This window comes from Shewanella sp. 1CM18E, assembly GCF_023161665.1.
Taxonomy (GTDB): Bacteria; Pseudomonadota; Gammaproteobacteria; order Enterobacterales; family Shewanellaceae; genus Shewanella.
In genome coordinates this window covers 17,517-40,733 of sequence record NZ_JALNTW010000021.1, presented here as the reverse complement: position 1 = coordinate 40,733, position 23,217 = coordinate 17,517, and the positions used below count along the sequence as shown (strand labels likewise).

The 23,217-nt window shown below is 42.7% G+C and carries 15 protein-coding genes and 1 pseudogene; 10 read left to right on the top strand and 6 right to left on the bottom strand.

Annotated features, from left to right (window positions below):
- Positions 1-22: 22 nt before the first annotated feature.
- The 3 genes and pseudogenes from MSG37_RS19445 to MSG37_RS21365 all read left to right on the top strand — a co-directional run.
- Positions 23-237: pseudogene (locus tag MSG37_RS19445) on the top strand (2-nitropropane dioxygenase); the annotation flags it as partial.
- Positions 238-762: 525 nt separating this feature from the next.
- Positions 763-2,340 (top strand): diguanylate cyclase, encoded by a 1,578-nt coding sequence (locus MSG37_RS19440; protein WP_248472323.1) that lies wholly within the window; start codon positions 763-765, stop codon positions 2,338-2,340.
- 413 nt (positions 2,341-2,753) lie between these two features.
- Positions 2,754-3,308: a prepilin-type N-terminal cleavage/methylation domain-containing protein gene (locus MSG37_RS21365; protein ID WP_282446732.1), complete on the top strand. Its 555-nt coding sequence runs from the start codon at positions 2,754-2,756 to the stop codon at positions 3,306-3,308.
- 172 nt (positions 3,309-3,480) lie between these two features.
- On the opposite strand, the gene MSG37_RS19430 is transcribed toward MSG37_RS21365, so the two are convergent.
- Together MSG37_RS19430 and MSG37_RS19425 are read right to left on the bottom strand one after the other, a co-directional pair.
- Positions 3,481-4,395, bottom strand: a complete 915-nt coding sequence (locus tag MSG37_RS19430) for an ornithine cyclodeaminase family protein (RefSeq protein WP_248472322.1) — start codon at positions 4,393-4,395, stop codon at positions 3,481-3,483.
- 1 nt (position 4,396) lies between these two features.
- Positions 4,397-5,575, bottom strand: coding sequence for a DSD1 family PLP-dependent enzyme (locus tag MSG37_RS19425; protein ID WP_248472321.1), 1,179 nt, complete (start codon positions 5,573-5,575; stop codon positions 4,397-4,399).
- A gap of 197 nt (positions 5,576-5,772) precedes the next feature.
- Between MSG37_RS19425 and MSG37_RS19420 the strand changes: the two genes are divergently transcribed.
- Positions 5,773-6,699 (top strand): LysR substrate-binding domain-containing protein, encoded by a 927-nt coding sequence (locus MSG37_RS19420; protein WP_248472320.1) that lies wholly within the window; start codon positions 5,773-5,775, stop codon positions 6,697-6,699.
- Positions 6,700-6,914: 215 nt separating this feature from the next.
- Here MSG37_RS19420 and MSG37_RS19415 read toward each other — a convergent pair whose 3' ends face one another.
- Positions 6,915-9,236 (bottom strand): penicillin acylase family protein, encoded by a 2,322-nt coding sequence (locus MSG37_RS19415; protein WP_248472319.1) that lies wholly within the window; start codon positions 9,234-9,236, stop codon positions 6,915-6,917.
- A 301-nt stretch (positions 9,237-9,537) separates the two neighbouring features.
- Between MSG37_RS19415 and MSG37_RS19410 the strand changes: the two genes are divergently transcribed.
- From MSG37_RS19410 to MSG37_RS19390, 5 genes are all read left to right on the top strand, one after another.
- Positions 9,538-9,789 (top strand): hypothetical protein, encoded by a 252-nt coding sequence (locus MSG37_RS19410; protein ID WP_028768033.1) that lies wholly within the window; start codon positions 9,538-9,540, stop codon positions 9,787-9,789.
- Between the two features lie 686 nt (positions 9,790-10,475).
- Positions 10,476-10,739, top strand: coding sequence for a hypothetical protein (locus tag MSG37_RS19405; protein WP_248472318.1), 264 nt, complete (start codon positions 10,476-10,478; stop codon positions 10,737-10,739).
- Between the two features lie 149 nt (positions 10,740-10,888).
- Positions 10,889-12,934, top strand: coding sequence for a pentapeptide repeat-containing protein (locus MSG37_RS19400; RefSeq protein ID WP_248472317.1), 2,046 nt, complete (start codon positions 10,889-10,891; stop codon positions 12,932-12,934).
- Positions 12,935-13,158: 224 nt separating this feature from the next.
- The gene (locus MSG37_RS19395; protein WP_248472316.1) at positions 13,159-14,547 is read left to right on the top strand and encodes a DEAD/DEAH box helicase; all 1,389 of its coding nucleotides are present in this window, start codon (positions 13,159-13,161) and stop codon (positions 14,545-14,547) included.
- 199 nt (positions 14,548-14,746) lie between these two features.
- The gene (locus MSG37_RS19390; RefSeq protein WP_248472315.1) at positions 14,747-15,910 is read left to right on the top strand and encodes a hypothetical protein; all 1,164 of its coding nucleotides are present in this window, start codon (positions 14,747-14,749) and stop codon (positions 15,908-15,910) included.
- Between the two features lie 107 nt (positions 15,911-16,017).
- On the opposite strand, the gene MSG37_RS19385 is transcribed toward MSG37_RS19390, so the two are convergent.
- Positions 16,018-17,340, bottom strand: a complete 1,323-nt coding sequence (locus MSG37_RS19385) for an amidohydrolase (RefSeq protein ID WP_248472314.1) — start codon at positions 17,338-17,340, stop codon at positions 16,018-16,020.
- Between the two features lie 358 nt (positions 17,341-17,698).
- Between MSG37_RS19385 and MSG37_RS19380 the strand changes: the two genes are divergently transcribed.
- Positions 17,699-19,987, top strand: a complete 2,289-nt coding sequence (locus tag MSG37_RS19380; protein ID WP_248472313.1) for a TonB-dependent hemoglobin/transferrin/lactoferrin family receptor — start codon at positions 17,699-17,701, stop codon at positions 19,985-19,987.
- 100 nt (positions 19,988-20,087) lie between these two features.
- Here MSG37_RS19380 and MSG37_RS19375 read toward each other — a convergent pair whose 3' ends face one another.
- Together MSG37_RS19375 and MSG37_RS19370 are read right to left on the bottom strand one after the other, a co-directional pair.
- Positions 20,088-22,520: a TonB-dependent receptor gene (locus MSG37_RS19375; RefSeq protein WP_248472312.1), complete on the bottom strand. Its 2,433-nt coding sequence runs from the start codon at positions 22,518-22,520 to the stop codon at positions 20,088-20,090.
- A gap of 213 nt (positions 22,521-22,733) precedes the next feature.
- A complete protein-coding gene (locus MSG37_RS19370) occupies positions 22,734-23,201 on the bottom strand; it encodes a hypothetical protein (RefSeq protein WP_248472311.1) in 468 nt (155 codons plus the stop codon).
- Between the last annotated feature and the right edge of the window lie 16 nt (positions 23,202-23,217).

Here is a 23,217-nt window from a genome sequence, read left to right as displayed (position 1 = left end):
ACCGAAAGTCACCTGAGACGCAGCTCTAGTAGCCGTTAACCAATGGGCAAAAGGCAGTTACTTAGATAACTCATTCAAAAACAAGCAAGGCCGTAATGCCGTCGATTTAGCGAAGCACTTAATGTACGGCGCCGCGTATTTGAATCGTATTAACTCAACCTTTCACAACACAAAGCTCAAGGCGTTAAAGTACCAGCACAGTTACTGCGCTGGAAGCCAACTCAAAGAATGGCTTAAAGTCAGCCTTGAGCGGCTCGTAGGGAGCAGAGAGTAGAAAGTCAGCCTTGAACTGCTTTGATAAAAAGGCAAATCTATCTAAAAGCCACTAATGTTATTAGTGGCTTGTTATTTTCCTGCACAAATAGAAAGTACCCGAACAGCAACTTCAATAAAGATCTAGGCTAAAAGCTGCTTAATCACATTAAAGCGGAGATCACTTGAACAGCCATCAGTCTTACAAGTGGCTTTCTAGATTAGCGAAAGATAGTAAAAACTGCCTACAAGCTTATTAAAAATACAACTCATTTATATTGATTAAAAATGAGCAAGTTCCTTAGTAAAACAACAAGGTATCAACTTTATCTTGGCCTAAAAGTTGGCTAGAGATTAGTTAATGAGCTTTACTCATAAGATGGGTCTGTTTTACCAAGGTTTCTCATTATCGTAAAAATACACTCTCAAACCTTTAATCAATTACAGCTTAGGCTTTCTGCGGGCATTTTTATCTTATTTGCTAGCGCTGTATTCGCCTTTCGGTTTTGGGTGCAACTACCACTAATAGAAAACTCATTAGTTAAGTTATCAGAACAAGAACTCACCTCATTAAATTACGCATTTCAGCAAATGAGAAAGCCGCTACAAACCATTAATTACGACTATGCGGTGTGGGACAGAACCTACAGCTACATGAAGTCAAACTCCGCCAGCGCCAAAAGGTACTATGAAAAACATGAGTACCCCGACGATACGTTCAAAAGTTTACAAGTCGATGGTGTGTTTATATTTGATACTCAAAATCAACCCGTGTTTAGCAAAGGCTTTAATCATCGAAATGATATACCACTAGTTTTTGAGTTAACAGACTTCAAACAACACCCACAAAACATAGCCTTGTCTCCACAAACCAAACAGGCGTTCCCACCTGTTAATAGTCAGTTAGACTCCCCTGATGATGTGCCCTCTACCCATGGGGTTATTGCTACACGATACGGCCCAGCAATTTACAGCTCTACCAGTATTTTAAAATCCGATAGAAGCGGCACCCAAATTGGTTATTTAGTTTTTATTAGGCTAATTGATGAGGGATTTATCGCCGAATTATCACAATACACTGCCGCAGGTGTTGAAATAGCAATGGCTGATGACTCAGACGAAAATTTACCGAGGTTAGGTACAAACACTAAACTGAATCAAGTGACCGCCACATCCGAACGACTAATAACCAATGTTGATGGTAAGCCATTGTTAAAATTAGTGCTTTATCACACCAACAACCAGCCACCGCCAATGCTGGATTACAGTGTATTTATTCTGTTGGCAGAGATGTCATTGCTACTTATTCTTGCTTATTTCTTATATTCCTATTTATTAGTCAACCCAGTGAGAAAGCTAGCGGCAGATATTAAAGAAATGGATAAAAGCCGAGAAATAAAAAAGCTCCAATACAGCTACCCAATCACTGAACTGGTAAAAATAGCCACTCATTTCAATGCACTTATGGGCACGATTCAGGAACAAACGAAACAACTGAATGAGCAGGTCTTTATTGATAAGTTGACCAATATTCCAAATCGACGAGGCTTTGAGCAACGACTCGAAACCTATTGCCAACTGCTTGCTCGTCAACAAATAGGTTTTACTTTGATTATTGCTGACGTTGACCATTTTAAAGAATATAACGATACCCTTGGCCACTTCGCAGGAGATGAAGCATTAATCAAAGTGGCACAAACCCTATCGCAGCAGTTTTACCGCGCAGAAGATATTTGTGCCCGTTTTGGTGGTGAAGAGTTCATTATGTTATTTCGTGATATCCCAGAAGAGCCCTTACAAAGAAAACTCGATGCTATGCTGCACTCTTTTGCAGAGCTCAACCTGCCACACCCAAACTCATCAACGGCTAATTACGTTACGGTGAGCCTTGGAGTTTGCACTGTTGTTACTGTTGATGATTTTGAATTTAAAAGCGAGTCGCATGTTATTGGCAGTCAGGCAGCCTTAATCGCAGATAAAGCGCTTTATCATGCTAAAGCCAGTGGTCGTAACCAGTTTTCAAAAACAACTATTACTATTGATAAGATTGAACAATTAGCAGCAAATAAAATCGGTAATCAAGCCTAGGATCTTTCAAATAATTTCCCTGCCCCCCCCCCAAGAACTACTTGCTACTCTAGGAGTTGACTACAAGATTAGCTCTAACAAAACTACCACCAACAATAGATCACACCAGCAAACAACAATCCAAGTAGACTTCACTATTAAACTGAATAAATTACCGCCAACAGTCACAACTTAGCAGCGTTCGTTTTCAATACAAAAACTTATCCAACAGCAATAAAAATAGAAAATCTAATGACACTTTTATTTTAATCATTATTTTACAATAACTTAATCAAGTCGCACTTTAAACCTAATATATTCGCATTAGTAAAAATAAACATTGAATTGGATTCAGATCAATTTACGACTCTCGTATAAAATGTACAATAATTCGCTTAATTTAATGCTGCATATTTTAGAAGTAGAGAGCGATGATGAAACAAAATACAAAAGGATTTACGTTAATTGAATTAGTCATCGTGATTATTATTCTCGGTATACTTGCTGTCGTCGCACTGCCGAAATTCATCAATGTTCAAGATGACACTAGGATCTCTGCAATGAGTGGCCAGTTTGCCGCCTTTGAAAGTGCCGTAAAGCTATACCACAGCGGTTGGTTAACGAAAGGCTACAACACTGCAGTAGAACAGCTACCGGGCTTTGGCCAAGGCAATGTTGCATCAAGTGACACAGGTTTTCCGTACTCAACATCTGGAACAAACACTAACGTGCATACAGCTTGCGGTGAACTATGGCACGGTATAACAACAACAGACTTCACTATTGGTCCTGTTAGCGATGGCGACTTAATGACATCCGACTTAGATATCGCTTATACCTATCGCGGTGATATGTGTATCTATCGCGACTTGTATTTTATTCAACGCTCATTACCTACTAAGGTCATGAACTATAATTTTAAAACTGGTGAAGTAGAAATCATTGATGCTTTCTACAATCCTGATGGCTCAACTGGCCAATTACCATAAATTTGGCGCTTATCTAAATTGTTACTTGCTCTGACCGACACAAATAAAGTCGTTTCTCAGCATATATCAAAATACACAGCAAAAATTTGGGGTTAGCTATATAGCTAACCCCAAATCATATCTAACACTGCACTGCATCTAATTCCAAACAGTATGCAGTCAAAAGCCTAAACTATTGTTGACTCAGCGCTAGAATATGCGATGCAACAAACAAGTCTTGAATTGCAATACCTGAGCTATCAAAAATAGTGATTTCATCATGGTTTTGTCGCCCTAAAGCAGAATCATTTATCACCTGACCAATCTCAATTATCGGCGTATTTCTGCTATGTTGAAACTCACCAATAACAATAGATTGAGAAGCAAAGTCGCAAAACAAGCGAGCATGACTATATAGGTCAGTTGGCAACTCTTGCTTACCCACTTTATCAGCGCCCATTGCAGAAATATGCGTTCCAGGTTGTACCCACTGCGCCTCAAATAAAGGTGCTTGAGCTGTGGTTGCTGTGATAATAATATCTGCTTGTTCACAAGCTGCTTGTGCATCACAAGCTTTAGCATTAATCCCTTTTTCTAGTAATCGCTTAACCAAGTTTTCAGTTTTGCTGGCACTACGGCCAACAACCAATACCTTAGTTAATGAGCGCACCTTGCTCACTGCTAGCACTTCATATTCAGCCTGATGACCCGTACCAAAAACAGTTAATACCGAGGCGTCTTCTCTCGCTAAGTAATTTACTGCAACTGCATCGGCAGCACCTGTGCGGTAAGCATTAACGGTTGTGGCAGCAATCACCGCCTGTAACATGCCGGTTAATGGATCGAGTAAAAACACGTTAGTACCGTGGCATGGCAAACCATTTTTGTGGTTATCAGGCCAATAGCTACCCGTTTTCCAGCCGACAAGATTTGGCGTTGAAGCCGACTTTAATGAGAACATTTCATTAAGATTCGCGCCCTGTGCATTCACTACTGGGAACAAGGTTGCTTTATCATCTACGGCAGCGACAAACGCTTCTTTAACCGCGTTATAAGCCAGCTCATGGGAGATAAGCTTTGATGTTTGCGCTTCAGATAAATAGATCATATTACCACCCCTGTACTCGGTTCCAGATCTCATAGCCATCATTATCGCTATGAGGATCAGTATCAAATACATGGTACTGAGCGTGCATCGAAGCTGTAGCACAGGCGTGGTTCGGCAAGATATGCAAACGGCTGCCCACCGGGAACTGTGCTAAATCAATCACACTACCATCAACAGCTTGAATAATGCCATGCTCTTGGTTAACGGTAATAACCTGTAAGCCTGATAACACGTGGCCGCTGTCGTCACACACTAAACCGTAACCACAATCTTTTGGCTGCTCAGCTGTACCTCTGTCACCCGATAGAGCCATCCAGCCTGCATCAATGAAAATCCAGTTTTTATCAGGATTATGACCAATAACACTGGTCACTACCATTGCCGCAATATCAGTTAACTGACACACGTTTAACCCTGCCATGACTAAATCGAAGAAGGTGTACACACCCGCTCTAACCTCAGTGATCCCATCAAGGTTTTGATAGCTTTGCGCTGTTGGTGTTGAACCAATACTAACGATGTCACATTGCATACTCGCTGCGCGAATGCGCTCAGCAGCTTTTACTGCCGCTGCAACTTCATTTTGCGCCGCATCAATTAATTGCTGTTTTTCAAAACACTGATATGACTCACCTGCGTGAGTGAGTACGCCGTGAAAACTGGCTGCACCAGACGTTAGCAACTGAGCAATTTCAAGCAACTTATCGGCTTCAGGCGAAATACCACCACGATGGCCATCACAGTCAATTTCAATTAATGCTGGAATTTGGCAGTGATGAGATCCACAAAAATGGTTTAGCTGATGTGCTTGCTCGACGCTATCAAGTAATACTCTTGCATTAATACCTTGGCTCAACATTTTAGCAATACGCGGCAACTTACCATCGGCAATACCTACTGCATAAATAATGTCTGTGTAACCTTTAGATGCTAAGGCCTCAGCCTCTTTTACCGTTGATACAGTGACTGGTGAGTTTTTAGTGGGTAATAAAAACTCGGCCGCTTCAAGTGATCTTAACGTTTTAAAATGCGGCCTTAGGTTTGCACCTAATCCTTCAATTTTTTGGCGGAGTTGATTGAGGTTATTAATAAATACTGGCTTATTTACATATAAAAACGGTGTATCAATTGCTTGATACTGCTCTTGCTGAGTCGTAGAAAGTATTTGAGTAGATGGCATCTTTAATGTCCTAGTTCACCAATCAATCTGACAAGTTTGATGCCTAGCCATAGTGGCTTGTATTCGTGAGGCTTTGGAAAATGCTTATGTTCAAAGTATTTGAAAGACATCAAACTTCTTGTTTAATGCTCAGTATCCACCAGCACGCATTTATTTTATATTAACTATTATCAAGATATAGATTAGGTTTAAACCAAATGATAAGTACTGAAGATCTACGTTTCATAAGCGTAATCGCCAGTCATCGCACCTTAGCTGATGCCGCTAGAACATTAAATATCACTCCGCCATCAGTGACTTTAAGGTTGCAGCATATTGAAAAGAAACTATCGATTAGCCTGATCCAGCGCCCTTCACGTGTGGTCAGCCTCACGGAAGAAGGCCAATTGCTACTCGATAAAGGCCTGAGCATCTTACAAAGCTTGGATGAGCTTCAAGAACTCATCGACCAACGAAAGTCAGTAGTATCAGGTAAGTTAAAGGTGTTAGCGCCGCTTGGGTTTGGCAACGATTACATAGCGCCATTACTGGCTGAGTACAAACTCAGCCATCCGCAGCTTGATATAGAACTTGAATTGTCAGATAACCCTAATTGGTCAAATCATCATAAATGGGACATCATCATTTACATTGGTGCACTTAATGACTCATCACTAAAAATGATCACACTTGCAAGTAATCAACGCTTTATTTGCGCTTCGCCAGCCTACCTCAAGCGCATGGGTTATCCGCAAACGCCAAAAGACCTCACTAAGCACGACTGTATTGCCCTTAGGGAAAACAACGAAGATGTGACCCTGTGGCAATTTAGCCACAATAAACAACTCACGCACCAGGAGATAAGAATAAATCCAAGCCTTGCGAGTAACGAAGGCCGGGTGATCAAAGATTGGGCGCTAGCGGGACTTGGCGTTATTATGCGCTCAGAGTGGGATGTTCAGCCGCAAATAAACAGCGGTGAATTGGTGCGATTACTCCCAGAATACAGCTTACCCAACGCCAACATTGTTGCCCTGCTTAGCAGCCCAATGAAAGAGCGTTCAGCGCGCATATCCGGATTTGTTGATTTGCTCAAACAGCAGCTCGGCCAAACTCCATGGCTGAAAGATAACGCACCAAATTAACCGAACTCAAGCTAAGGAGTAACGCTCCCTAGCTTGTTAGTTAATTAACTCACTTTACCGAACGTCAGCTTACCCAGCTCTAAATATCAAACCAGCTATTTATTAAGCTAGCAATCAATCAGGCCTACTATTTATTAAACCAATTATGCATCAAGCTAGCAGTTTAGAATCTAGCTGTTTAGAGCCACCTGTTTACAAGCTATCCGTTCAGAGCCTTAGTCAGTATCGCTTGGTAAAATTTGTAGTTGATAGATTGTCTTCCCCGGTAATAATGGCGTATTTTGCTGAGCCGCGTATTCATCAAACCCTGCTCGATAGAACTCAGACAAAGGATGTCCAGATTGACCGCCGGGCACAGTCATTATCGCATTCTGCTCATCACCAGCTTGCACAATAAAGCGCTGAGAAGCACCAAATGACGCTCCTTGTACCGCAGGCATAAAGCTATCACCAAAACCTTCAACAACTGGCATATCTAACAAACCACTCAGTGCAGGCATTTGCTTAGAAAACGGATGTTGAATATTAAGCTGATTCACCTTGCCCCAAGCGAGATCGGTTAATAGCCCTTGCTCACTATGCTTAGCAAGTAACTTATCACGGCCCTCAACGTAGCTAGCCAACATAAACTCTTGCCAATTTTTATATGTTTTTGGCAACCAAGTTGCCGGCTGAAGCTCAATAAGTTGCCACATTCCCGGCTCAAGGCTGCGTTTTATTGGAGCTAAACTCAACGATGATTTTGCAAGCTCAGTTTCAAGTGGCGCAAAAGTGCTATCAATAAGCTGAGTGCGAAAATGACGCACTAAGGTGTAGCCAACAGAATCTGCACAAGCACAAGCCTGCCAGTTTTTTACCTGCTCTATATCATCCGCATAACGATTCGGGTCACGCTCAAGCAAGCTTAATAATAAACTTTGCCAGTCTTGTAAAAAGCGCGCTTGATTATTTAGTTGCAGCTGATAAAAATCGTCTATCGAAAAAACATTAGACTCAAATAACCTATCTCTAATCTGGCTGCTTCTTGCTCCTAGCGCGTAGCCTCCATCACCAAGTTGCTCATGCATCTTAGCCGATACGACTCGAGAGTTGCCTGACCATAATCTATCTTGCTGTGGGTTAACCACTTGCGGTAACTGCTGATTAGGCTTTTGCCAATTAACAGGTTGGAACTCAATAGGTGCTATTGCCACATTGCTCGGATTCGTTCTCGCGGGAAAAGCGCCTGCAGGTTTCCATGCCGCATTACCTGAATCATCTACCAGCAACATGTTTTGCACCGGGATCCCCATAGTTGATGCTAACTCAAGCCCAGCTTCAACACTGGTAATACTGTCTAAGTCCACCAGCTGAATATCAACCGCATAAGGCTGATGTGCCACCCAAGAAAGCGCGTATTTTTGTTCGCCAAGCTGCTTTACCGGCCCATAAGGTGAGATTTCAATTTCATAGTTAACCTCTGAATCAGCTAGCGCTATGGTTTCATTTTCAATATAAACTGGCGTTTGTGCATCAATAGCTACCCAGTCAGCGGTGTCGATATACGCATTGGTAAAGCCCCATGCAACCTTGCCGTTACTGCCAACAACAATTGCTGGCGCGCCCGGAAGTGACACCCCAGTGATCTGCACATCTTGCACTTGAGCAACTTTCGAATTTTGCAGCTTGTAGTTAAGTTGAGCACGATACCAAATAATCGGCACCGCAAAAGACAGATGCATATCATCAGACAACATCGCATTGCCGTTACTTGTTAAGGCTGATGTCACCGCCCAATTATTACTGCCGACCTCTACCGGCTCAATAATGTCCCTAGCAACTGCTTGGCTAAGTAATAACGGATCGAGCGCAGGAATGTTGCTGCTATCTAACGCAATAAGGCTCGAGTCCAATGCCGCTTGATAATGGCTTGGCTGTGTTACAAATTTGCGCATTTCTGGCCCAAACAGATGTTCAACTTGGGTCAAGGCTAAATCACGCTTTATGGTGTTGCCTTGTAGATCGAGATACATGCTAAAAATAACCAACAAACTGTCTGCTGGCAGCCAAGGTTTAGGTTTTGCACCTATTAACAGATACTCAAACGAATCAATACTTTGTGCCGCTAGTGCATCATTCACCCCTTGAGCATAAGTGGTTAGCAAGGTTAGATGTTGCGGCTGTAGCGTTTCAATAATAATGTTGGCGCGCTTACGTAATTGATGGAAACGCCGACGCTTATCTAAATCAAGAGCTTTTTCACCGAAGATCTCGGCGAGTTCACCCGCAGCATTGCGTCTAAGAAGATCCATTTGAAAAAAGCGATCTTGTCCATGAGCATAACCAAGACCATAAGCCGCATCTTGACGGTGATCGGCGCTAATAATTGCTGTACCTAAGCGGTCACGTTCCAACAAGACTTTGTTACTAATACTATCCGAGTTCACCGAATGGCTGAGCTTAGGCAGACTTGATGAAAATGCCCAATAAGTTCCTAATGCAGCAATCACTGCCAAAGTAACAGTAGCTATAACCGCTATTTTTATTATTTTATGCATTGCTTTAGCTGCTCCCTGCGCAGACTTGCGCTTTATCTATGCTAAACATTTATTTAATTGCCATCTTAAACTGCGTTACAACAATGTTAAACACTCATTTGAATTTTATCTTAGCTGCAAAGCTCAGCACTAATAACGGACTTAATTTTATAGCTAAATAATACCTAACGATAAGATGCTACTAGTACAGGCTATCGTTACTGCATGTAGTTACTGAGTGTAAGCCTATTAATACCGCTTTAATTAGATGAGTTTTATGGCAAACTAGCCGACTGTAAATTCTGGCGCTGAAGAGAAATTAATGGCGAAACCTAATAAAAAAGGTCCAACTCAAACCGTTGAGATCTATTGCGCTAAATGTAAAACCCAACTTTTTAAATACCGAAAAGGCGGCAAAGGTGCATTAGTTAAATGCTTTAAAGAACGCATTGTTGATGACTACACCACAACCCCATGTCAATGCCCAAGCTGTGAGCAAATCTTTGCCCGTGACACACTTATTCGCGGCGCACCAGCTTTTAAAATGGTTGGTGGTAAAGTCACAATGAAATAGCCGCCTTGGAATGAAGGTGATTGCATTTATTTTAGAATCGGTGTTACTAAGCAGAATGCTTGAACTTGTAGCTTCGTAGCTATCAATCGCCTGCAGCGGTTGCTGGACAGGATGTCTGAATGTCGTGATCACATGGTCAATGATGCTCCCTACATCATAATGACATTTCCCTTATCCCTATGGGTCAGATGTGAAGAAACGACCTTATCTGCAGACACTTCTTTGAAACCCTATAACTTTTTACGAAAGGCAAAGCTCTTGTAGCTCGGCCATAGCAAGTAGCATCCTGTAAACAAGCCAATTTGTCCCCTGCCTATCGTTTTAAAGATTGATAACGTCATTATCTCTCAGTATTCCGTGTATGGTGCGGAGAAAGCAGTACTTGATGCTCACGAAACTTCAACTGCTAACTTCTTCATGATTAAAGTGACTAAAGTAGGTGGTTCTGCACTCGATAAGACAGCAACATTTTGATAACATGCTAAATTTATAATGCTCGAGAAAGATTTGTAGCAAATCCCCATCAAGGCGCTTGGCTTTACGGGAGAAATATAAAAGAAATAAATAGTAGATAACATGCTATATCAAGCTGGTAAATGTTTTGGCTAGCTTAGCCATTAGCTGAATTTTAACTGGACGATTTTGGCACTGCTTTGTAATAAGCCGTTACTACATAGGGATAAGTAATGAAATACAGCCTCACCGCTATTCTAGCGCTTTCTATTATAGTTGCCCTTAGTGGCTGTTCTTCAACTTCAACTTCAACTTCAACTTCAACTTCAAAGTTTGCAGAAATAGAAAATGAAACATCAAATTTCTGTTCAAAATTCAATGGTATCAACAAGATGGGTAAAGAAATTAAAGTAACGCAATATACCATTAAAGTAGAAGAAATCGATGACTATGATAATAAGTCCGAAGCGAATAAAACAGTCATTTGCGCCGTATAGCACCAAGACCAATTATAGGCAAAAATCAAATAGTCGTTGTTTTGCTCCTAAGTTCGGCATTAGCAATATTACAAAGATTAATAGCTCATAATTACAATGACTTAAAACCTACCACTTCAAGAAATCTGTTCAATAATAAGGAAGATAACGTGCAGACTATCAACGGTTACCACAAAAAGTTTAACGGACTATTGGCGTTAACTTTTTCTCTTACTTTCGTCACAGCTTGTGATAGTGACGACAATCATACTCAAATACAATCAAGGCTTTTAACCGAAAAAGATTTTGCTAATAATAGTCGCTTACGTGCCAATCCCGAACAAGGCACAGTTGCTCTGTTTCTTGAGCCACCTTCGGCTACCGTAGAAGGAGACTCCAACGGCGAGTCAGGTTCAGACCTTATCCCTTACCAATATTCACGCACACTCAAGCATACATTTTGCTATGAAGATACTAATAGCGATTCAAATCACGCCATGGTGCTAAGCAATGGTAATGGCGAGAAAGTGCTAAGTATTACAGCCAATGATGAGTGTGTATCGGCTGTCATACCTGCGGGGGAATATCAGCTAGTACTGACCCACGGTCAGCATGTCGAAAGCACTGATACAACCTTTTTAGTAACAGCGCCTGATAATGGTTCGCAGTCAGACGGCAATAGCGTCAACTATTCCATGGTTTCCAAACTACTGTCGACAATTAGCAATGCTCTGATAAGCCCTGCTTATGCTGATACTAGCGATGATAATGTAACCACACTTATTTCCACCAATTCATGTCAAAATTGTGATTTATCGGGCGCAGACTTAAATAATGCCACACTCACATTTGCAGATTTGTCAGGCGCAGATTTAAGTGATGCCATATTAACTAATGTCGATCTTTTCGAGTCAACGCTCACAGGCACTAACTTTAGTGGCGCCGACATGAGTAACGGTGATTTTCGTGGTTCAGAAATGACCTATGCCGATCTCAGTAATGCCAATTTAACTGGTGCTTATTTTTCCAGCGCGCAACTATCGCCAGCCGATCTTGATAATGCGACGGTTACAGACACTGATTTTGATAACGCTAATCTTGTTGGCGCGACATGGATAGATGGCGGCATTTGCGATATCACCTCTGTCGGCTTTTGTAATTCAACTCCTGTTGCTGAAACAGCCCCTTGCGACTCAGTTAAGCAAGACGTTACCGATGATGGCAACACTGTCTATAAATGTTTATTACCTGCGATAGATAAAGAAGTTTGTACCACAGAGTACGGCGGTGTTGATGGTGCTACTCCAATAGAAAGCTGTGAAGCAAAAGATACTTCCGAGCTGATTACCTCTGTGAATCTTGTTGATATTTTTAGTCAGGTTAGCTCATCGTTTGATACCACCTTGGACAACGACTCTCCTATGGCCATTTTGGCTTGGGGTGGAGAAGGTGGTATTGGCTCAAATGGTGGACTTTGGACCTCTGGTGGTGACGGCGGTAAAAGCGGTTTTGCTTCAACGGTCACAACCCTTTCTCATTTCCTCGATGATTATGGACAAACATCATTTAACTTCTTCCTTGGTGAAAATGGCACATTGAGTAATATCGATGGTGACGGCGGTTCGTCGACGTTAGTCATGATCACGGAAAGTAGCCCTAGTTCACTTGAAGACGATGTCATACTGATTGCCGGTGGTGGTGGCGGTGGTGAATCATCTGGCTGGCTTAACGATGGCACAGATGGCGGTGCCGGTGGTGTTGCTGCCTCATCGATCATAGGTCAAGGAACGATTGGCATAGGCCAAGCCATTATTGATGTTGCCGACGGTGGCAGCACTGATGAATGGGGTAATGGTGGCAATGGCGCAGATGATGGCAAAGACGGTATTGGTGGCCAAGGCGGACAAGGCTATTTAGGCCGCAATAGTGAATGGGTCAATGGTGATCCTGATATAGGCTCCGATGGTAGAGGTGGCAATGCAGATGATAGCTTTACCGCTTCTGGTGGCGGTGGCGGCGGTGGTGGTTATGGCGGCGGTGGTGCTGGTGACGGTGGAGCCGGAGCCGGTGGCGGAAGCTGGTCGGTGATCCCTGCCACTACCTGTAACAGTGCGCCGACTCAAGACACAGCACCTTCAACTGCGGGTTCATCTGGTGATGACTTTGGCAGTAAAAATGGCGCTGTCGAAGTATGGATATTTCCAAAAGGCTGTTAGTTACGGGTATAACAAACAAAGAGCTGGCTCCTTGCCAGCTCTTTGTTAACTAGCTTGGGCAAAACCATCGTTTAAAAATACCTGCTGAAATTGGCAAAGCAACATCATTAAAGCGTATTTGGCGACATGCTGTTATAATGGCAAACAGCAACACAGTTATCAGCGTCATTCTGCGCCAAACCGATAACTGCAATAGATAAATCAGATACCTAATCGAGACTCGCATGCCGTTTTCTAAGCTTGGATTAAGCACTCCTATTGTTAAAGCTGTAACAGAGCTAGGCTACACTAGCCCGACTCCTATTCAGGCCAAAACAATCCCTGTTATTTTAAGTCAGCGTAACCTAATTGCCGCAGCGCAAACCGGTACAGGTAAGACAGCAAGCTTTGTGCTGCCAATCTTAGAGATGCTGAGTCAAGCGGAAACCCAACGCAAAAAGCGTATTCGCGCCCTGATTTTAACGCCGACTCGCGAGCTTGCTGTGCAGGTTGAAGATAATATTAGCCAATATGGTAAGCATTTAAGCCTAAACTCAATGGCTATGTATGGTGGTGTCGACTCAAAGCCACAGCGCGAGCGCTTGATTGAAGGTGTCGATATTCTAGTTGCCACACCAGGTCGCTTACTCGATATGTATACTCAGCGTGCGATTCATTTCGATGAGCTAGAAATTCTAGTGCTTGATGAAGCCGACAGAATGCTGGATATGGGCTTTATTGAAGACATCAATAAGATCATTGAAAAACTGCCAGTCGACAGACAAAGTCTATTATTCTCAGCCACCCTTTCACGCCAAGTCAAAGAGTTAGCGCGAGCGACGATTACTCGCCCAATCGAAATTTCAGTAACCCATAACACTGACAACAAACCTAAGATTGAGCAGTGGTTAGTTACCGTTGATAAAGACAAAAAATCGGCACTACTGAGCCATTTAATTCAAGAGAATAACTGGCAACAGGCGCTTATTTTCATTGAAACCAAACAAGGTGCAGCCAAGCTGGTTAGTCAGCTTGAAAAGCGTGGTATTACTACTGAATGTATTCATGGCGGCCGCAGCCAAGAAGTGCGTGAACAAATTCTGGCTGACTTTAAGTCAGGCAAAATCGGCCTACTTATCGCCACGGGTATTGCGGCGCGCGGCTTAGATATTGATGAATTACCATTGGTGATTAACTACGATTTACCTTACCCGGCTGATGAATATATTCACCGTATCGGTCGTACAGGTCGTGCTGGCGCTAACGGTGAAGCTGTTGCACTTGTTTCAAAAGATGACTTTAAAAACCTATGTATGATTGAGAGCCGTTTAGGCCATTTAATTGAGCGTAGAGAAATTGAAGGCTTTGCACCACGTAAAGAAGTGCCTATTTCAATTTTAAACTATAAGCCTAAAAACAAACCAGCTCCAAGTGGTGATAAAAAGCCACGCACTGATCGAGCAAAACCTGCACGCGATAGTAAGCCTAAGCAGCGCAGTAATGACTATCGTGATGACTACCGAAATAACAAAGGCACTAGCTCAGACAATAAGTCAGCACCTAGAGCTGAGCCCCAAAATAAGCCTTTGCCGCAAGATCCATGGGCTTTTTCAAAGTCTAAACTAAACAAGTAAGCAATACTTTCACTTGTCGATTCGTTCTGGCATTACATGCCAGAACGAAAACCACTTTCTTCCTATCTTTACTCCTTTAGCTAATTCCCTAAGCTGACTCTCTCACCTAACTCCCCCTAAGTTCACAGTTAAAGTAACAGTTAAGCACTACCTTATTTATTTGAGTTGTTTATACTTAACTCAAATAAAAAGGAATTTTATGTCTACATCTATCAAAAACTTAATAAGCAAATCGCCTAAAACCTCTCTACTGGTCTTAACCACAAGCCTATTGCTTATCGCTGTTGTCATAGCACTTTCATTTAATAAAAAACCAACGCTTTCTGATGGCACAATCATTATCTTGCCTATTGTCCAAACTGAGCCAAGCAATGAATTAGATTGGCAGTCTTATACGCGCATGGAGCAGGTGATAAATCAGCTAGGGACATCAGCTAACTCTCCGGTATTACTTGCAGAAGATGTCATCGCTTTACTGACTCAAACGTCCAGCTTTATTGGCGATCAGCAACCGATAGATCTAACTCGTTTACTTGTTGTTTCCGGCGCAGCTTTAATGGTTGAAGCCTCCCTTACAACCGCCCCAAACTTACAGCTCAATTATCGACTCATTAGTCAAAACCAAATTGACCAAGGAGTGTTGCAAGCTGATTCGGTTGCACAGCTCCAAACCAAGCTAATTGAACAAATAAAGCAATCAACCACTAACCAATTTACCCAAACCACCGACCAAGACTGGCTTACAGAAACGCTAGTTCAAGCACTTAAAGCCATTCAATATAATCAAGTTGATGTTGCCGAGGCAAAGTTAACAACACTATTAAACATAGAGCCCAATAACATTGTCGCCAGTCGGTTATTGGCACAAATAGAGCTGAAGGATCAGCAGCTAGAACAAGCCTCAAAGCGTCTTGAGCAAGCAGCTGAACAGGTAAAACCAAGTCATTTTCGTCAGCTTGCCAGACTCAAATTTATTGAGGCGCAAGCCAAACTCGAGAGCGACCAATTAGAGCTCGCGTTAAGTTTATTGTCTCAAGCAAGGAGTGCTGCCGCTAAGAGTCAAGACTGGTTATATTTAGGCTATATCGCCAATTGGTCGGGGCATATTAATCAGCGCCTTAATCGTTATGCTCAGGCTCGTACTCAATATGAGTTTGCAATCGATTACCTCAAAAGGTCAGGATCAGCAGCGGATCAAGTTAGTGCATTAAACAAGCTTGCAGAGCTTGAGTTTATTGAACATAACTACCGACAAGCCTACGATGCTGTAAGCCAGTCAGTTGTTATTGTTAGCCAAAAAAAGCTCACTCAACTTCATCAACAGACCTTTGCGTTATTATCTAAAATTGAAGATAAACGCTAACCTTGATTTGAATAGTTCAGCGCCATGCCCTGTTATTTAGATTTTGGCTTCCCCCTCATTCACTAACAGAGCATCAAACGCATATGTGCCTGTTATTGGTTCAACAGTTATTGGTTAAAGAGGTCCATAGCAGATTGACTCATGGCTCTGACACCTGTTTGAATTGTTGTAGGGTAATCAGGCGCAAATTGACTGGAATGCAACGATGGCAGCGACTCACCAGTTTCAATACTATGTTGGTAATCGCTCGGTGGCACAGCGCCTAACCAAAACAAAGTGATAGGTCGTTTCTCTGCAGTCAAACCGTATAAGCCAAAGTCTTCTCCAGCCATAACCGCATCCGCTTCTACCACATTATCAACGCCAATCTCTGCGCGGATACTCGCTTGCACTTTATTGGTTAATGCTGGGTCGTTATAGGTTGAGGGAATGCGTTCATCTTCGTGTACATACACCTCTGGATACAAAGGTTCATCAAGCCCAGCACTTATCGCAATGCCTTTAGTCAGCCGTTTTAAAGCAGCAATTTGCTCAAGCCGCACTTGTGGGTTATACGAGCGCAGCGTTAACTGTAACTTCACTTCATTTGAAATAATGTTGTGTTTTGAGCCGCCATGAATTGAGCCAACGGTAATCACACTTGGCTCTAGCGGTGATAATTCGCGGCTGGTAATCGTTTGCAGCGCTAACACTATGCGCGACGCTAACACGACCGGATCTTTAGTTAAATGTGGGTAAGCACCATGGCCGCCCTCACCTTTAACCGTGATATCAACTGAGTCCACATTAGCTAACGCATAACCCGGCGTTATTCCAACTTTACCTGCAGGGATTGAAGCACTCACATGCAGGCCAAGTACATAATCTGGTGTGGCAAAGTCAGTAAACAAGCCTTGTTTTAACATGGCTTTCGCGCCGCCGCCCACTTCTTCTGCGGGTTGGGCCACCATCATTAATGTGCCTTGCCAGTTCTCTTTATTGGCAACTAACTGCTGCGCGGTGCCGATAAGGCTGGTCATATGAATATCATGACCACAACCATGCATTACGCCCACCTCTTGGTTATTGGCATTTAAGACTTTAACCTTTGAGGCATAAGGTTTATCGGTTTCTTCTGTTATAGGCAGCGCATCCATATCGGCACGGATCATCACTGTTGGCCCCTCGCCATTCTTAAGTAAACCTACTACGCCATAACCACCAACTTTTTCCGTCACCTTAAAGCCTAATTCCCTGAGTTCTTTAGCCATACGCGCACTGGTTGCTTGCTCTTGATAAGACAGTTCAGGGTGCTGATGTAAATGGGTATATAGGGCTTCAAGTTGTGGCATTTTTTCGGCTGTTGATTCTGCAAAATCAGCTGCAAAACACGATGCGCTTAACGAGCAGCTAATTAACAGCGCTAGGGAGGAGATTATCGGTGTTCTCATCTTAAATGCCTCTAAAAGTCTATAGCTAACAATATTTTGCTTTCTAAGCTAACACAACACATTAAGTTGTAAACAGATTGTTACTCATCAAGATCATAAATAAACCAATATAGCCAGTGCCACCAGAGATACATTGGGATACACAAGTAGAGTGAATGTGAACTCCTGTTTAAATAAAACACATCAGCAGTTGAAGCTAAATTTGAAAATGTGATCTGCTTTCAAGATTTGTTTTTTTAATCTAATAAACCTTAGAAATTGCGTCCTTCAGTACGAGATCCTACCTCAATAAGGGTATAAGATAGCGCGCGTTTAAAAAGAGAATAATTCTCATTTGGTTAATAAGTTAAGGTGCTTAATGAACAAGCTCAAAGTTAGTGTACTGGCGATTGCCGTAAGTACAGCGCTCAACGCTCAGGCTCAAGAGGCCAAGGTAGATGATCAGTCAAATCAGCAAGCCAATGCCAAAGTGCAAGAGGTGATTGTTATTTCAGGTTCGCGTATGGAACAAGAAATTGAACAAGTTGCTGGCTCAATCATGGTGATTGATGAAGACGCCATTGAAAAAAGCATGAGTAATGACTTTGGTAGTTTATTCAGAAATGAATCTGCAATTGCCGTGAAAGGTGGTGCAGGTAAACCGACTTCTGTAACCATTCGTGGTATTGGTGGTAACCGTGTAATGATGGTTAAAGACGGCGTGCGCGTTAACAACCAATACGCTTCGCCGCTTGGTCCTGGCGCTGAAGGCACCGGCCGTGGTTTAACTGAAGTACAAAGCTTAAAGCAAGTTGAAGTCGTAAAAGCTGCTGCATCAACCATGTATGGTTCAGATGCATTAGGTGGTGTTGTGGTGATGCGCACTAAAGATGCCAGCGATTACCTAATGGGCGATGACTATTACGTATCGCTAAACACAGGCTATAGCGGTATTAACAACGAATACAGCGCCGGCTTTACCAGTGCGGCAGCCTATAATGGTTTTGAAAACCTATTAACCTACCAACACCGCACAGGTGAAGAGCTTCCTAACTACTACGACACTCAGCCTGACAGTGATCTAGTACAAGACAGCGTATTGTTTAAAAGCAAATATCACTTCAATGACTACACCTCAGTGCAGCTAACGCTAGATTACCTAGAGCAAACGCTTAAGCGCTGGGAATACGAGTTTGATGATAAGACTGGCGCGCTAGACGAAAACATCGATACTGACCGTGATACCCAAGTTATCAATGGTGCGTTACAACTGGTTTCAAGCAAGCCAACGCAAATGCACGACTCACTCACAGTAACCGCTTACTTTGGTAAAACAGAGCAGTTAGAGCACAGAGATTACTTTGGCACCATCAAAGCTAAGCCAGAAGATCTATACGGTCTAAACGAAGTTCGCGATTACAACTTTGAAGATGAGCGCATTGGTATCAACAGTACCTTTAGTAAATATATTGGTGGTGACAGCTATGGTCATCAAATCACCTATGGTTTGGACTATGAATTCTCAACAATGTCTCGCCACCGTGAAGTCAATGATCCAATAACAGGCGACACCACAACACCATTTACCTTTGCCGCCACTGACAGTCAGCGTCTAGGTATTTTTGTGCAAGACGATGTGACCTTGCTTGATGGTGATTTAAACTTGATCGCCGGTCTACGTTATGACTATTTCGATAACACCCCTGATCAGCAGCAAGCGATTGATGCAGGTAAAGACCCCGCCGATTTCCAATCTATGAGTGACAGTTTCTGGTCACCAAAATTGGGCTTAGTTTATCAACTATCAGACTCAGTGAGTGTGTATGGTCAGTACGCTTACGGCTATAAAATGCCGACACCAGACCAAAAATGGGGTGAGCTAGAAGTTGACGCAGGCTCAATGACAGATGTACTTATTCAAGCAAACTATGACTTAGAATCAGAACAATCACATACTTGGGAAATTGGCGTTCGCGGTAACCACAGCGACACTAACTACGAGCTAACCGCTTTCTACACTCAGGCAAAAGATTTTATCGACTGGCAGTATGTGAGCTTTAAGCCACCAAGCATTTCTCCAGGCTGGCCTCCAGTAATGGTGCCAATGGAGTTCAAGTACCAGTACTACAACCGCGATGAAGTGATTTTGTACGGTGCTGAAGCGCAAATTAACCATTGGTTAACTGATAGCATTGAGCTTTGGGGTAATATCTCTTACACCTATGGTGAAGATGAAAACGGCGATTACCTCAACAGTGTGAGCCCATTAAAAGGTAACGCTGGTGCTAATTGGTATACCGATATTGCCGATATGGAAGCTGACTTTGGCGCTGTTGTGCGCTGGGCCGACCATATGAGCCGCACTAACGATATCGAACTTGCTCAAGAAGATATCTGTGCCATGGGCATTTGTATTCCAAAAGAACAGTTCAATGAAGTATACGGCACCAACGGTTACGCAGTTATGGACTTAACCTTTGGCCTACGCATTGACGATAACTGGAAGCTAAGAGCGGGTGTTTATAACCTGTTCGATAAAGAGTATATCGACTATGCCGACGTTGCAGGTCAGTCTGTGTTCTTACTTGGTGCCAGCATGAACCTAGACAAAGAAGACTTCACTCAACCGGGTCGCTACTTCAATGTAAGCGTGAACTACCAGTTCTAAGCTCAGTAAGTTTTAGTTAAAACATAAAAATGCAGCCAATGGCTGCATTTTTTATTTACTTATATCGCTGTCACCATCCTTGCTAACAACCAACAACCATCTATAAACGATAAGTTAAGGTCAGCTTAGCATTACGCTCTTCACCTGGCATACCACCTAAGAACATAGCTTTGCTGTAATACTCTTCGTTAAATAAGTTATTAACGTTTAACTGTAATTTCCAGTCATCAACATCATAGCTAATAGCCGTATCTAGCACTGTGTAGCTTGGTACATAACCATCAGGAATACCAAATGAGGTTGAGTTAGTGCTGCGCTCATCAACATAATTAGCACCAAGGCTAATATTGATAGGGCTTGCAAGCGAGAACCAATCTGCGCCATAAGTCACCCATGCACTTGCTGTTACATAAGGCACACCTTTTTGGCGGGTATCGTAACTTGAGCGAGTCGGATCTTTCTTATCACGAGCATCTTGGTAAACCGCATTAACGTTAACCATCCACTGCTCATTAAGGTGTGCGTTCATGTCAAACTCAACACCTGTAGTTTCTTCACTACCGTTGTAGTAGTACTTAGGCACGCTTGGCCCTGAAACGCCTTCATCGTAATCTGGGTTAGTGTATTGCAAGTTAGTACGTGAACTCTTAAACAACACTAATGATGCCAACATTTGGTCATCGAAAGCTTTAAAGCGCATACCTAAGTCATCACTGACAGACTCGCTGTCATCTCTATCAGTATCATTACCTGCAATGCTACCTAGAATGCTATAAGCTGTGCGGCCTTTAGAGTGGTTAACAAAGAACGATAGATCGTCAGTTGGCATGTAAGTCAAACCTAAGTTGTAAGTAATGCCATCATCTGTGGTATCCGCCTCTGGTGTTGGCGCTGCTCGGCTTGAGCTATAACGCGGATCAACACCTAAATGCTCGTAAGTTTGTTTGATTTGGTTAAACGCCACACCAATGCGCGATGTAAAACCATAACCTAAATAACCTACATGCTGCACGCCAACGCCCCATGCACTCACGGTTTTATCATAGTTACTGGTCAGTAGTGGGTCGTAATCCTCAAAGCTGCCCTCACCCCAGTTTGGATTACGAATGTCGTAAATATACGGCAGGCTGCCTTGGTAAATAGTATTACCATCGTCATCTTTTATTACTTTATCTGCGTCATAAATTGAGTATTGTTTAAATGCAATGGTTCTATCTTCATAGTTGGCATTAATCAATAATTCATTGTCGATATCACCGATTTGGAAGTCATAGCGAAGATCGGCAAAGTACTGCCAAGATGACTCATCAGCATCTACTTTTCGATACTCTTGACGACGCGCCGCAAATGGATAAAGCACATCGTCTTCTACTAGCGGCGCACGTGGATCGGCATTAATTACGCCACCTCGATCCCAATAAACATAGTTGTAGGCACCGGTTTGACGGGCAAAACCTGACGTGTAATCACGGTATTGCAGCTGCTGATTCAAAAATAGGTTATCGCTAAAATAGATATTATGGGTCAGCTTAAAGCGGAGTTCTTCGCCTTCGTTATCTTTCGCCATTGGCGAGATAATCCCTGCGTGACCAAATGCATAAGGGGTTAACCCATCGCTTGATGCCAACGAGTCTGCAAGCTGTTTGCGCTGTGCCTCTGTTAGCTGAATGCCCTTGTTATTCGGATCATTAATTAAATCTTCCCACGTCACTTCGCCGGCAGTTTTACCGCCAACAGATTCAGCATTGAAAATACGGATAGGATGACCAATTGAGTCAACAGCAATGGCATCTTTGATATAAGTAGCAGCAAAAGTAAGATCTTGGCTGTCATTGACCACATATTTAAGTGAGGTATAGATTTCATCGCGGTCAGTACCAATATCACGGTAACCATCGCTACGTGCCGATTTAGCCACAACGCGATAAGCCAAATCATCAGTAATGGCCGCCGTGCTATCAACTTCAAGAGAGTAAGTATCCCACTGGCCGACTTCGGCAGTAAAACTGTGGTTAGCTTCAAACTGGGGTTTCTTTTCAATTAAGTTAATCACACCACCAGCACTGCCCATACCATAAAGCCCTGTTGCTGGACCTTTTAGCACTTCAACCGACTCAACGTTGGTTAATGAGCGCGTCGGATTAAAGGTATTACCTAAGCCCGCACCACCATACATGCCATCGTAAGTGTAGTTAGCGCCTAAACCACGGATCACTAAGTTATCGCCGATACCATAGTTGTTACCCGCTTGAGTTACACCACTGATATTACGCACGAGATCTTGCAGGTTAGTGACTGCCTGCGCTTGAATAAGCTCTTGATCCACCACCACTACTGCAGCTGGTGTCTCCATTAGCGACATATCAGATTTGGTCGCCAAACCTGAATTCATCACCACCTGATTCTGGCGGCCATAAACCGTAATACGCTCTACATTATCAAGTCCCTGCACTGCTTCTTCTGCGTAAGCCATCGCTGGTAAAAATGTTGATGCGCATGCAATTGCTAACATTGAATAGCGAAAATGTTTCATCAATTAACCCCACTTTAGTATTATGCGGCAGGATGATAACGATTCTCATTAGCAAAGCAACATCTGTTTCAATACTGATACATTTACATTTTGCTTGTGATTGTTTTTGTTTAATTTTATTTAAATTGTTTACAATGTAAATTTACAACTAGTCTTTACAAAGCAATAAGATACGTGACCTAGATCACACTCAACAATGACAAGCCCTCATACTTAAGACTTCACATTGTGGTAGGGAATAATTTGCGGATAAGCGCGGCAGTAATCAACTAAGTAAGCCGACAAGCGGTCATAAAGATCATCTTTAATATAGGGTTGTTCTTCACTAAAAATACGGCTGTCTAGCTCTGTTGGCAGTACAAAATTGGCTAAGCGATTAATGTCAGCTTCTATAGAAAGTCTAGTTTCAATACTAAAGTGTTGTGCTAACGGAAACTCAGCCGAAAGAAACGCTTTCCTTAAGAAAATCAGCATCTCATCAAAACTGTCATCCCAGTTTAAATTACTATTAGCCTGCGCTTCCCAAGCTAGCAACTCTAGCACTCTAATGATTTCGCCTTGTAAGCTAGTGGGAGGGACAGAAAAAGGCACTAAATGCTCCCATATCCACAAGACCGTATCTGCATTCGTTGGCTTAATTGTAACCTGAGTGATTGGCGATATAGGGTTAGCTAATTCCATGTCTGCTACCTTTGTT